At 64.2% G+C, this 12,252-nt stretch carries 13 protein-coding genes and 1 tRNA gene; 2 read left to right on the forward strand and 12 right to left on the reverse strand.

What is annotated here, in order from left to right; all coding sequences use genetic code 11:
• Positions 1 to 81: 81 nt before the first annotated feature.
• The 12 genes from nuoF to rpsO form a co-directional block, all read right to left on the reverse strand.
• On the reverse strand, positions 82 to 1,398 hold the full coding sequence (gene nuoF, locus KS03_RS12700) for an NADH-quinone oxidoreductase subunit NuoF (protein ID WP_015876534.1): 1,317 nt from the start codon (positions 1,396 to 1,398) through the stop codon (positions 82 to 84).
• Positions 1,395 to 1,880 carry an NADH-quinone oxidoreductase subunit NuoE gene (gene nuoE, locus KS03_RS12705; protein WP_015876535.1) on the reverse strand — a complete coding sequence of 162 codons (486 nt, stop codon included), beginning with the start codon at positions 1,878 to 1,880 and terminating at the stop codon, positions 1,395 to 1,397. Before nuoE ends, nuoF begins: the two co-directional genes overlap by 4 nt.
• A gap of 119 nt (positions 1,881 to 1,999) precedes the next feature.
• Positions 2,000 to 3,253, reverse strand: a complete 1,254-nt coding sequence (locus tag KS03_RS12710) for an NADH-quinone oxidoreductase subunit D (RefSeq protein WP_015876536.1) — start codon at positions 3,251 to 3,253, stop codon at positions 2,000 to 2,002.
• A gap of 9 nt (positions 3,254 to 3,262) precedes the next feature.
• Positions 3,263 to 3,865, reverse strand: coding sequence for an NADH-quinone oxidoreductase subunit C (locus tag KS03_RS12715; protein WP_015876537.1), 603 nt, complete (start codon positions 3,863 to 3,865; stop codon positions 3,263 to 3,265).
• A gap of 19 nt (positions 3,866 to 3,884) precedes the next feature.
• Positions 3,885 to 4,364 carry a NuoB/complex I 20 kDa subunit family protein gene (locus tag KS03_RS12720; RefSeq protein WP_015876538.1) on the reverse strand — a complete coding sequence of 160 codons (480 nt, stop codon included), beginning with the start codon at positions 4,362 to 4,364 and terminating at the stop codon, positions 3,885 to 3,887.
• Between the two features lie 66 nt (positions 4,365 to 4,430).
• Entirely contained in the window at positions 4,431 to 4,790 is a 360-nt protein-coding gene (locus tag KS03_RS12725; RefSeq protein WP_015876539.1) for an NADH-quinone oxidoreductase subunit A, read from the reverse strand.
• Positions 4,791 to 4,946: 156 nt separating this feature from the next.
• Positions 4,947 to 5,031 (reverse strand) — tRNA-Leu (locus KS03_RS12730).
• 110 nt (positions 5,032 to 5,141) lie between these two features.
• Complete coding sequence (gene secG / locus KS03_RS12735; protein WP_015876540.1) at positions 5,142 to 5,519, reverse strand: preprotein translocase subunit SecG; 378 nt, start codon at positions 5,517 to 5,519, stop codon at positions 5,142 to 5,144.
• A gap of 80 nt (positions 5,520 to 5,599) precedes the next feature.
• Positions 5,600 to 6,355 carry a triose-phosphate isomerase gene (gene tpiA / locus KS03_RS12740; protein ID WP_015876541.1) on the reverse strand — a complete coding sequence of 252 codons (756 nt, stop codon included), beginning with the start codon at positions 6,353 to 6,355 and terminating at the stop codon, positions 5,600 to 5,602.
• Positions 6,356 to 6,491: 136 nt separating this feature from the next.
• Positions 6,492 to 7,511 carry an NAD(P)H-quinone oxidoreductase gene (locus KS03_RS12745; RefSeq protein ID WP_015876542.1) on the reverse strand — a complete coding sequence of 340 codons (1,020 nt, stop codon included), beginning with the start codon at positions 7,509 to 7,511 and terminating at the stop codon, positions 6,492 to 6,494.
• Between the two features lie 108 nt (positions 7,512 to 7,619).
• Positions 7,620 to 9,749 (reverse strand): polyribonucleotide nucleotidyltransferase, encoded by a 2,130-nt coding sequence (gene pnp / locus KS03_RS12750; protein ID WP_017432542.1) that lies wholly within the window; start codon positions 9,747 to 9,749, stop codon positions 7,620 to 7,622.
• A 315-nt stretch (positions 9,750 to 10,064) separates the two neighbouring features.
• Positions 10,065 to 10,334 (reverse strand): 30S ribosomal protein S15, encoded by a 270-nt coding sequence (gene rpsO / locus KS03_RS12755; protein WP_013698871.1) that lies wholly within the window; start codon positions 10,332 to 10,334, stop codon positions 10,065 to 10,067.
• 279 nt (positions 10,335 to 10,613) lie between these two features.
• Here rpsO and KS03_RS12760 point away from each other — a divergent pair, with 279 nt between their 5' ends.
• Together KS03_RS12760 and KS03_RS12765 are read left to right on the forward strand one after the other, a co-directional pair.
• Entirely contained in the window at positions 10,614 to 11,114 is a 501-nt protein-coding gene (locus KS03_RS12760; RefSeq protein WP_015876544.1) for a hypothetical protein, read from the forward strand.
• Between the two features lie 446 nt (positions 11,115 to 11,560).
• Positions 11,561 to 12,232, forward strand: coding sequence for a carbonic anhydrase (locus tag KS03_RS12765; RefSeq protein ID WP_015876545.1), 672 nt, complete (start codon positions 11,561 to 11,563; stop codon positions 12,230 to 12,232).
• Positions 12,233 to 12,252 lie beyond the last annotated feature (20 nt).

A 12,252-nucleotide genomic window follows, 5' to 3' on the forward strand; every position in this document is an offset into this window, starting at 1 on the left:
CCTTTTACGCTCGCTCGCGCTCTCGCCCGCCGGGCGCTGATGTTCCGCTATCGGGTTGGCCGGACTGGGCCGGCTTTCACGTCAGGCCGCCACGGCCGGCGCGTGCGAATGAGTTCCGACCATGCAGTGCTTGTGCTCGACGTGGTAGGCGAATTCATCCCAGTAGTGCTTGAGCATGCCGCGCACCGGCATCGCGGCCGCATCGCCGAGCGCGCAGATCGTGCGTCCCATGATGTTCTCGGCCACCGAGTTCAGCAGGTCCAGGTCTTCCTTGCGGCCTTGCCCGTCCTCGATGCGCTTCACCACGCGATACAGCCAGCCGGTGCCTTCACGGCACGGCGTGCACTGGCCGCACGATTCCTCGTAGTAAAAGTAGGACAGGCGCAGCAGCGAGCGCACCATGCAGCGCGTCTCGTCCATCACGATCACCGCGCCCGAGCCGAGCATCGAGCCCGCCTTCGCGATCGAGTCGTAGTCCATGTCGATCTGCATCATCGTGTCGCCCGGAATCACCGGCGCCGACGATCCGCCAGGAATCACGGCCTTCAGCTTGCGGCCGCCGCGCATGCCGCCCGCCAGTTCGAGCAGCGCCGAGAACGGCGTGCCGAGTGGCACTTCGTAGTTGCCGGGGCGCTCGACGTCGCCCGACACCGAGAAGATCTTCGTGCCGCCGTTGTTCGGCTTGCCGAGCTCGAGGTAATGCTGCGGACCGACCGCCAGCAGGAACGGCACGGCTGCGAAGGTTTCGGTGTTGTTGATGGTGGTCGGCTTGCCGTACACACCGAAGCTCGCCGGGAACGGCGGCTTGAAGCGCGGCTGGCCCTTCTTGCCTTCGAGCGATTCGAGCAGCGCCGTTTCCTCGCCGCAGACGTACGCACCGTAACCATGGTGCGCATGGAGCTGGAACGAAAACTCCGAACCGAGGATGTTCGCGCCGAGATAGCCTGCCGCGCGTGCTTCCTCGAGCGCCGCCTCGAAGCGTCGATACACTTCGAAGATCTCGCCGTGGATGTAGTTGTAGCCGGCCGTGATGCCCATCGCGTAGGCGCCGATCGCCATGCCCTCGATCACGGCATGCGGGTTCCAGCGCAGGATGTCGCGGTCCTTGAAGGTGCCAGGCTCGCCTTCGTCCGAGTTGCAGACCAGATACTTCTGGCCCGGGAACTGGCGCGGCATGAAGCTCCACTTGAGGCCGGTCGGAAAGCCCGCGCCGCCGCGGCCGCGCAGGCCCGACGCCTTGACGTCGGCGATCACCTGCTCAGGCGGAATCTTTTCCTCGATGATGCGGCGCAGCTGCTGGTAGCCGCCGCGCGCGACGTAGTCTTCGAGGCGCCAGTTCTCACCGTTCAGGTTCGCGAGAATCAGCGGTTTGATGTGACGATCGTGCAGGGACGTCATTTCGAGAGCTCCTCAAGCAGCTGGTCGATCTTCTCGCGGCTCATGAAACTGCACATCTTGTGATTGTTGAGCAGCAATACCGGCGCGTCGCCGCAGGCGCCGAAACATTCGCCTTCCTTCAGCGAGAACTTGCCGTCGGGCGTGGTTTCGCCGAAGTCGATACCGAGCTTCTGCTTCAGATAGTCGGCCGTTGCCTCGGCGCCGCCGTGCGGGCCAAGCTGGCACGGAAGATTCGTGCAGAGCGTGATCTTGTGCTTACCAACCGGTTTGAGCTCGTACATCGTGTAGAACGTCGCCACTTCCTGCACGGCGACGGCCGGCATGCCGAGATAGTCCGCAACGAACTGCATCAGTTCGGGCGACAGCCAGCCGTGCTCCTCCTGAGCCACGGCCAATGCCGACATCACGGCGGACTGCTTCTGATCGGCGGGATACTTGGCCACCACGCGATCGATTTCTTTCAGGCCTTCAGCTGAGATCATTTTCAGACACGACTCATTCAATTCCTACCGAACGAACAACCTGCCGCGGGATGCGCAACGGCAGACCTGGCGCTCACTGTTGGCTGCCCGCCGCCCGCTCGACGCGGGCGGCGTGGCGATCAGCGGTCGATTTCGCCGAACACGATGTCCTGCGTACCGATGATCGTGACCGCGTCGGCAATCATGTGGCCATGCGCCATTTCGTTGAGCGCGGAGAGATGCGCGTAGCCGGGCGCGCGAATCTTCAGCCGGTATGGCTTGTTCGCGCCGTCGGACACGAGATAGATGCCGAATTCGCCCTTCGGGTGCTCGACCGCCGCGTAGGTTTCGCCTTCCGGCACATGGAAACCTTCGGTGAACAGCTTGAAGTGGTGAATCAGATCTTCCATGTTCGACTTCATGTCGACACGTTTGGGCGGCGCAATCTTGTGATTGTCCGTCATCACCGGACCCGGATTCTTCCGCAGCCACTCAATACACTGTTTCGCGATGCGGCACGACTGCCGCATCTCCTCGACGCGAACCAGATAACGGTCGTAGCAATCGCCGTTCACCCCGACCGGGATGTCGAAATCGAGGCGGTCATACACTTCGTAGGGCTGCTTCTTGCGCAGGTCCCACTCGATTCCGGAGCCGCGCAGCATCGCGCCCGTCAGGCCGAGCTGCAGCGCGCGTTCGGGACTCACCACACCGATCCCGACGAGACGCTGCTTCCAGATCCGATTGTCGGTCAGCAACGTTTCGTATTCGTCGACACACTTCGGAAAGCGCGTGAAGAAATCGTCGATGAAGTCGAGCACCGAACCCTGGCGCGCCTCGTTCATCTTCGACAGCGCCTTCTCGTTGCGAATCTTCGATGCCTTGTATTGCGGCATCACGTCAGGCAGGTCGCGATACACGCCGCCCGGGCGGTAGTAGGCCGCGTGCATGCGCGCGCCGGAGACCGCCTCGTAGACGTCCATCAGGTCCTCGCGCTCGCGGAACGCGTAGAGGAACACCGCCATCGCACCGACGTCGAGACCGTGCGAGCCGATCCACATCAGGTGGTTCAGCACGCGCGTGATCTCGTCGAACAGCACGCGGATATACTGCGCGCGCTCCGGCACGTCGATACCGAGCAGTTTCTCGATCGCAAGCACGTAGCCGTGTTCGTTCGCCATCATCGACACATAGTCGAGACGGTCCATGTACGGCACCGACTGGATGAAGGTCTTGTTCTCGGCGAGCTTCTCGGTCGCGCGGTGCAGCAGGCCGATGTGCGGATCGGCACGCTGGATCACCTCGCCGTCGAGCTCGAGCACGAGTCGCAGCACGCCGTGCGCGGCCGGGTGCTGGGGGCCGAAGTTGAGCGTGTAGTTCTTGATGTCAGCCATGTCGCCCTCTCAATGTTTCAGACCGCCGTACCGATCCTCGCGGATCACGCGCGGCGTGATCTCGCGGGGTTCGATCGTCACGGGCTGGTAGACGACGCGCTTCTCTTCCGGGTCGTAACGCATTTCGACGTAGCCGGACAGCGGGAAATCCTTGCGGAACGGATGACCGATGAAGCCGTAGTCGGTCAGGATGCGGCGCAGGTCGGGATGGCCTTCGAACACGATGCCATAGAGGTCGAACGCCTCGCGCTCGTACCAGTTCGCCGAATTCCAGATGTCGACCACCGAGGCGATGATCGGCAGGTCGTCGTCGGGCGCGAACACGCGCAGGCGCAGACGCCAGTTATTGGTGATCGACAGCAGTTGCAGCACGGCCGCGAAGCGGGGGCCGTCGTAGGCGCCGTCGCCGTAGGTCTGGTAATCGACGCCGCAGAGGTCGATCAGCTGCTCGAAGCGGAGCTTGCGGTCGTCGCGCAGCAGCGTGGCCACCTCGATGTAGTCGCGCGCGCGCACCACCAGCGTGAGTTCGCCCACCGCCTCGGTCAGGCTGACCACGCGCTCGCCGAGCGCTGCCTCGAGGTTGGCTTTGAGGGTCTCGATTTTGCTTGCCATATTGTGGGGGCTCGGACTTTTATTGGCGGGCGATGGTGCTGGTCCGGCGGATCTTCGCTTGCAGCTGGATCACGCCATAGACGAGCGCCTCGGCAGTCGGCGGACACCCTGGCACGTAGACGTCGACGGGCACGATACGGTCGCAGCCGCGCACGACGGAATAGGAATAGTGGTAATAGCCGCCGCCGTTCGCGCACGATCCCATCGAAATCACCCAGCGCGGCTCGGCCATCTGGTCATAGACGCGCCGCAGGGCCGGCGCCATCTTGTTGCAGAGCGTGCCGGCGACGATCATCACGTCGGACTGGCGCGGACTCGGACGGAACACCACGCCGAAACGATCGAGATCGTAACGGGCCGCGCCCGCATGCATCATCTCGACCGCACAGCACGCGAGACCGAACGTGACGGGCCACAGCGACCCGGTGCGCGTCCAGTTGATCAGCTTGTCAGCCGTCGTGGTGACAAACCCTTCCTTCAAGACCCCTTCGATACTCATTGCTTTCCACTCCTGACAGGCGGCGGAGAGTGGCCGCCTCACGCAAACCGGTGATTGTTCCGCCCATTACTCCCAGTCGAGGCCACCCTTTCGCCAGATATAGGCGAAACCCAACAGGAATTCGAGCAGGAAAATCATCATGGCCATGAAGCCAGGCCAGCCGATGTCACGGAGGGCGACACCCCACGGAAACAGGAAAGCGGTCTCGAGATCGAAAATGATGAACAGGATAGCAACCAGGTAGTAGCGCACGTCGAACTTCATGCGCGCATCCTCGAAGGCCTCGAAACCGCACTCGTATGGCGAGTTCTTTTCGTTGTTGGGCTTGCTGGGACCGAGAATCTTGCCGATGCCGACCAATGCCACGCCCAATCCAACGCCCACGATGAGGAACAACAAGACGGGGTAATAGGCAGCGAGGTTCAAGGCAATCCTCTATCGGTTAGTTCTGATCGTTCCGGAGCATATCACCTTCCGGACAAAGGGTCATTTCGGACTGCATGCCATCCCCGAATATCACAAGGACAGGAGCCTGAAATGAAAAATGCCAGCCAGTGAAAGCTGGCTGGCATTGCGCATTCTTGGTGCCGACGGCGAGACTCGAACTCGCACAGCTTTCGCCACTACCCCCTCAAGATAGCGTGTCTACCAATTTCACCACGTCGGCACTACCGCGACCCGGGAACAATCACTCGCTTTCCGCGAACCGCTTGAAGAAATAAATTCTAACCCGGCTTTCAAACCTGATCAACTACTCTGCGCGATTTTTTTGATCTTTTATTTCGGGACGTCCTGGCCCGGTGCCGAGGCGGCCGAACCCGCGGCCGGCGCCGAGGCGGCCGCGGGCTGCGAACCCGCCGACGAGGCGGCGGGCGCCGAGGCGGGCGTGCCGAGCACACCGATCGACGGCGCCGATTTATACGAGCCGAGATAGGTCAGCGCCAGCGTGGCGACGAAAAATACCGTGGCAAGGACCGCAGTGGTACGCGACAGGAAATTCGCCGAGCCGGTCGCGCCGAACAGGCTACCCGATGCGCCGCTGCCGAACGCGGCGCCCATGTCGGCCCCCTTGCCGTGCTGGAGCAGCACGAGGCCGATCACGCCGAGCGCGGACAGAATCTGCACCACGATAATCAAGACTTTCAAAAAAGACATCTCACTCACCCGAATAGTGGGAAACCGCGCGCCGCGCGCTGCCCCGGATTCAAAAAAACGCCCGCCCCCTGCGGCGGCGCTTACTGCGCCGCGCGGCAGATCGCCAGGAAATCGCCGCCCTTCAACGATGCGCCACCGATCAGGCCGCCGTCGATGTCGGGCTGACCGAACAGTTCGCGCGCATTGTCCGGCTTCACGCTGCCGCCGTACAGCACGGAAACCTGCTCGACGCCCTTGGCCGCAAGCCGCGAACGCAGGAAGGCATGCACCTGCTGTGCCTGCTCCGAACTTGCGCTCTTGCCCGTGCCGATTGCCCAGACCGGCTCGTAGGCAACCACGATGCGCGCCGCCTCTTGGTCCGACAGCAGCGCGAGCGCCGCATCGAGCTGCGCGCCGACCACCGTCTCGGTCGAACCCGCTTCGCGCTCGGCCAGCGTCTCGCCGACGCAGACCACCGGGGTCAGCCCCGCGCCGAGCGCGCGCTGCGCCTTCACGGCGACCAGATTGCTCGATTCGCCGTGATAGGTACGGCGCTCGGAGTGGCCGACCAGCACGTATTTCGCGCCGAACTCGGCGATCATCGCGCCGGCCACCTCGCCCGTGTACGCGCCTTGCTCGTGCGCCGACACGTCCTGAGCGCCGCTCGCGACACGGCTGCCGGCAAGCAATTCGCCGACCTGCGCCAGATACGGAAACGGCACGCATACGCCGATCTCGACGTCGGCCGACACGGCCTGCGCCCCATCGAGCACTTCGCCCAGCAGCGCGCGATTGCCGTTGAGACGGCCGTGCATCTTCCAGTTACCGATTACCCGCTTCACTCGTTGTGTCGACATCGTCTCTCGCATCTCGAACTGAATCCCGTCGCGACCGCCTCGCAATCGGCCCCTGCGCGAACCGCCAGGGCCTGGATCCGACGAAGCAAACCCGCGATTTTACTTCGACGCACGAGAACCGGTCAAACCGCGAATGTCAAGCACTCGCACCCCATTCGAGCACGATCTTGCCGACGTGCTCGCTGCTTTCCATCAGCGCGTGCGCGGCCGCCGCTTCGGCGGCCGGCAGCACACGATAGATCACCGGGCGCACCGTGCCGCTCTCGATCAGCGGCCAAACCGTTTCCTTCAGGTTCGCGGCGATCTTCGCCTTGAATTCGACCGGGCGCGGACGCAGCGTCGACCCGGTGATGGTGAGCCGGCGGCGCAGGATCTCGCCCAGGCTGACCTCGGCCTTCGCGCCGCCGAGCAGCGCGATCACGACCAGCCGTCCGCCATCCGCGAGCGCGCTCAGTTCGCGCGGCACGTAGGGGCCGGCCACCATGTCGAGGATCACATCGGCGCCGCGGTCGTTGGTCAGCGACTTGACGACGTCGACGAAATCCTCGGTCTTGTAGTTGATCGCGCGCTCCGCGCCAAGCGCCTCGCAGGCGCGGCACTTCTCGTCGGTGCCCGCGGTCGCGAACACGCGATGGCCCAGCGCATGCGCGATCTGGATCGCCGTCACGCCGATTCCGCTCGAACCGCCCTGCACGAGCAACGTCTCCTCGTCGCGGCCTTCGCCGCGGCCGAGTTGCGCGCGATCGAACACGTTGCTCCAGACCGTGAAGAAGGTCTCCGGCAGCGACGCCGCCTCGACGTCGGACAGCCCGGCCGGCACCGGCAGGCATTGCCCGAGCGGCGCCGTCGCGTACTCGGCATAACCGCCGCCCGCGAGTAGTGCGCAGACGCGATCGCCAATCTTCAGACCGAACGGGTTCGCCGCGCCCTCGCCGAGCTCGCCGTCGACGATCTCGCCCGCCACCTCGAGCCCGGGCAGGTCCGAGGCGCCCGGCGGCGGCGCGTAGGCGCCCTTGCGCTGGAACACGTCGGGCCGGTTGATGCCGAAGGCCGCCACCTTGATGAGCACTTCGCCGCGCTTCGGATCGGGCCGGGGCCGCTCGACGAGCTTGAGGACGTCGGGGGCACCGAATTCGGTGATTTCGATCGCTTTCATTTGCGTCGCTCCAAGATAGGGACGGGCTTGCGCCGGAATCGGCGCAAGCCCGTCCATCCTGCATGAAAAACGGCCGGCCCGTTCAGGCGCCGGCCGCTTTCGTTGCGCTTACTGTTGCGGTGCGTCGTTCTGCTCGTTCAGGAGCGCCTTTGCCGACAGCCGCACGCGGCCCTTCTCGTCGACCTGGATCACCTTGATCTTCACGACCTGGCCTTCCTTCAGGTAGTCGTTGATGTCCTTCACACGCTCGTTGACGATTTCCGAGATGTGCAGCAGGCCATCCTTGCCCGGCAGCAGGTTCACGATCGCGCCGAAGTCGAGGAGCTTCAGCACCGCGCCTTCGTAGACCTGGCCGACTTCGATCTCGGCGGTGATCTGCTCGATGCGCTTCTTCGCCTCGGCCATGCCTTCGCTGCTGGTGCTCGCGATGGTCACGACGCCGTCGTCGGAGATGTCGATGGTCGTGCCGGTTTCCTCGGTCAGCGCACGGATCACCGAACCGCCCTTGCCGATCACGTCGCGAATCTTTTCCGGGTTGATCTTGACAGTGATCATGCGCGGCGCGAATTCGGACAGCGTCGTGTTCGCACCCGACACCGATTCCTTCATCTTACCGAGGATGTGCATGCGGCCTTCCTTGGCCTGCGCGAGCGCGACCTGCATGATTTCCTTCGTGATGCCCTGGATCTTGATGTCCATCTGCAGCGCGGTGACACCGGCTTCGGTGCCCGCGACCTTGAAGTCCATGTCGCCGAGGTGGTCTTCATCGCCGAGGATGTCGGTCAGCACCGCGAACTTGTTGTCCTCGAGGATCAGGCCCATCGCGATGCCGGCGACGTGCGCCTTCATCGGCACGCCCGCGTCCATCAGCGCGAGGCAGCCGCCGCACACCGACGCCATCGACGACGACCCGTTCGATTCGGTGATTTCCGAGACGACGCGGATCGAGTAGCCGAATTCGTCGGCGCTCGGCAGGCACGCCACCAGCGCGCGCTTGGCGAGGCGGCCGTGGCCGATTTCGCGGCGCTTCGGCGAGCCGACGCGGCCCGTTTCGCCGGTCGCGAACGGGGGCATGTTGTAGTGGAGCATGAAGCGGTCGCGGTATTCGCCTTCGAGCGCATCGATGATCTGCTCGTCGCCCTTGGTGCCGAGCGTCGCCACCACCAGCGCCTGCGTCTCGCCGCGCGTAAACAGCGCCGAGCCGTGGGTGCGCGGCAGCACGCCGGTACGGATCTCGATCGGGCGCACGGTGCGCGTGTCGCGGCCGTCGATGCGCGGCTCGCCGTTCAGGATCTGCGAACGGACGATCTTCGCCTCGATGTCGAACAGGATGTTGCCGACGGTCGCCTTGTCGGCGGCGGTGGTGCCCGCTGCCGCCGCTTCAGCCTCGAGCTTCGCCGAGGTCGATGCGTAGACTTCCTTCAGCTTGGCCGAGCGGGCCTGCTTGTCGCGGATCTGGTAGGCGGCCAGCAGGTCGGCCTGCGCCGCTGCCGTCACGTTGGCGATCAGCGCCTCGTCCTTCGGCGCCGGCTGCCAGTCCCATTCCGGCTTGCCGCCTTCGCGGACCAGTTCGTGGATCGCGTCGATCGCGGTCTGCATCTGCTCGTGGCCGAACACGACCGCGCCGAGCATCACGTCTTCCGGCAGTTGGTCGGCTTCCGACTCGACCATCAGCACCGCGCGCTCCGTCCCGGCAACGACGAGATCGAGGCTCGATGCCTTGATCTGGTCACGCGTCGGATTCAGCACGTACTGGTTGTCGATGTAGGCCACGCGCGCGGCGCCGACCGGGCCGTTGAACGGCAGGCCCGAGACGGCAAGCGCGGCCGACGCGCCGATCAGCGCGGGGATGTCGGCCGGCACTTCCGGGTTGATCGACAGCACGTGGATCACGACCTGGACTTCGTTGTAGAAGCCTTCCGGGAACAGCGGGCGCAGCGGACGATCGATCAGGCGCGAGGTCAGCGTCTCGTGCTCCGACGGACGGCCTTCGCGGCGGAGAAAGCCGCCGGGAATCTTGCCGGCGGAGTAGGTCTTCTCGATGTAGTCGACCGTCAGCGGGAAGAAATCCTGGCCCGGCTTCGCGTTCTTCGCGCCGACCACGGTCGCGAGCACCACGGTGTCCTCGACGTCGACGATCACGGCGCCGCTTGCCTGACGGGCGATTTCACCCGTTTCGAGGCGCACCTTGTGCTGGCCCCACTGGAATTCCTTCACGATCTTGTTGAACAGAGACATGGTCGCTCCTTGTTTTGTTCATGGATGGCATGCGCCGCGCGGAAAAACGATCGGCGCGGCGGTGGTGCGACCTGACGCGGCGGGAAGAGGTGTGTTTTTTATGCCATTCCAGGGCGAGGCCCGACACCGCGGCGGACACCGCACTGGAATGACACAAAGCTCCACCCGGCAGCCAGGCCGGTGGGCGGCCCGCCCCGATCAGCCGAGCGGGCACCCGCGGTACGTGCTACGGCGAGACGTTGCGTACCGCTGAAAAACAAAATGCCTGCATCAGCGGACTGACACAGGCATTTCGGGGAGGCAAACGCGCCCCGCTTACTTACGCAGACCCAGCTTCTCGATCAGCGCGCGATAGCGGTCGGCATCCTTGCCCTTCAGGTAGTCGAGCAGCTTGCGGCGGCGGCTCACCATGCGCAGCAGGCCGCGGCGGCTGTGGTGATCCTTCGCGTGGGTCTTGAAGTGACCCGTCAGTTCGACGATACGCGCGGTGAGCAGCGCGACCTGGACTTCGGGCGAACCCGTGTCGTTGGCGCCACGCGCGAACTGAGCAACAACATCCGACTTCTTGATATCTGCAACCGACATGTGATTTCCTTTCTAACTAACAGGCGGACACGGAAGAATGGCCGTGCCGTGATTGACAACCGGCCGGCATTGTAGCACAACTCTCCTTTCCGTCTAAGCCCACTGCCTGCCCCGCCCGCCACCTGCCGCGGCGGGCGAACGGCCGGGCCGTCCCGCGGGGGTCGCGCAGGGCGCGCGGTGCGGAACAGCACGAAGCGGCGCAGCATGTAGCCCGCGGCGGGTGAGCACCCGCGTGTGCGTCGTGATACAACAGCGGCATCGCATTCGACGGAGACCAGCATGTTTCGACGATTTCCGGTACTGCTTGCCGCAGCGGCCACCCTGCTCGCCGGCTGCGCGCAACCGTGGCAGCGCTACCAGGTGGGAGAGGACCAGTCGGCGCTCGTGGCGCGACTCGGCCCGCCCCGCGAGGTCTACGACCTGCCCGGCGGCGGCAAGCGGCTGATGTGGCCGACTCAGCCGATGGGCGAAACCACCACCACGGCCGACATCGACGCGGCCGGCAAGGTAATCGGCATGCGCCAGGCGCTGCAGCCCAGCGAGTTCTATCGCGCCGAGATCGGCAAGTGGAAAAAGGCCGACGTGCTCGTCAACTTCGGACGCCCCGAGGAAACCTCCTATTTTCCGCTGATGAAACGCGAAGTGTGGACCTATCGGTATCTCGAGGACAACGTCTGGTACATGCTCTATAGCTTCTACTTCGACGACCAAGGCATCCTGCGGCTCACGCAGAAGACGCCCGATCCGCTGCACGACCCCGACCGTCGCTTGATATTCTGAGCGCAATTCGGCGGCGTCATATCAATATACCGATCACCTTTCATGTAATCGCCCAGCTGTCGGTTTTTACAGGTTTTACCATTCGGCCATTCCCGCCCATCCGGAATGGCCTTTTTCATGGCCACCTCGCCTATCGAACCGGTTTCACGAAAATTACCAAAATAAATTCTTCATCATTTCGTGATAAAGCCGCGCCGGCTCTTCCACAATCGATGATGGTGGCCCACTTTCACGGCGTGCCCATGCACCTCAAGCCGGCACGCCATTAACAAAAATGGTGCATCGCTCGATTCCGGCTGCGTAAATTGAAACAGAATGTTTCGGTGCTGCCGCGTATCGAGACAAACCCCTAAGATCGCATCAAACAAGCTTTCAATTTAGAAAGAATCAGCATATCGATTCGCCACGCGCTGCCGTTTTCTCATTCAATCATCAAGGATTCCTCAATGAATCGCGCCAAAAGCCTGTTAGCCGCCAACGCCGCCTGGGCCAGCGAAACCGCCGAACGCGCGCCCGGCTTCTTCGACGGTCTCGCGCAGGGCCAGAACCCGCGCGTGCTCTGGATCGGCTGCGCCGACAGCCGCGTACCCGCCGAAGCGATCACCCATAGCGCGCCGGGCGAGCTGTTCGTGCACCGCAACATCGCGAACCTGTTCCAGCCCGGCGACGACAATGGCGCGAGCGTGCTCGAATACGCAGTGCGCGTCCTGAAGGTCGATCACGTCATCGTCTGCGGCCATTACGGCTGCGGCGGCGTGCGCGCATCTCTGCTGCCGCCGCCGGCCGACCTGCCGCACGTGGCGCGCCGCATCGCGCCGCTCTGCGCGCTCGCGGCCCGCCACCGCGGCACGCTCGACGGCCTGCCCGCCGACCAGGCCGCCGATCGCCTCGCCGAGCTGAACGTGCAGGAACAGGTGCGCCTGCTGCGCGAAAGCCCGATCGTGAGGGCCGGCGATCCGCCGCCGCTCGTCCACGGCTGGATCTTCTCGCTGTCGGACGGCCTGCTGAAGGTGCTGACGTCGGGCTACCCGGACGCCGACGGCCGGCTCGCCGATGTCCCCGACGCCAGCGGCATGCCACGCGACGCCTCGCGCGCCGACGTGCTGAAGGCTGCCTGAGCCGCACCCGCTCCCCATTT

Origin of the sequence: Burkholderia glumae LMG 2196 = ATCC 33617, assembly GCF_000960995.1 — a bacterium.
In the GTDB taxonomy this organism is placed as follows: Bacteria; Pseudomonadota; Gammaproteobacteria; order Burkholderiales; family Burkholderiaceae; genus Burkholderia; species Burkholderia glumae.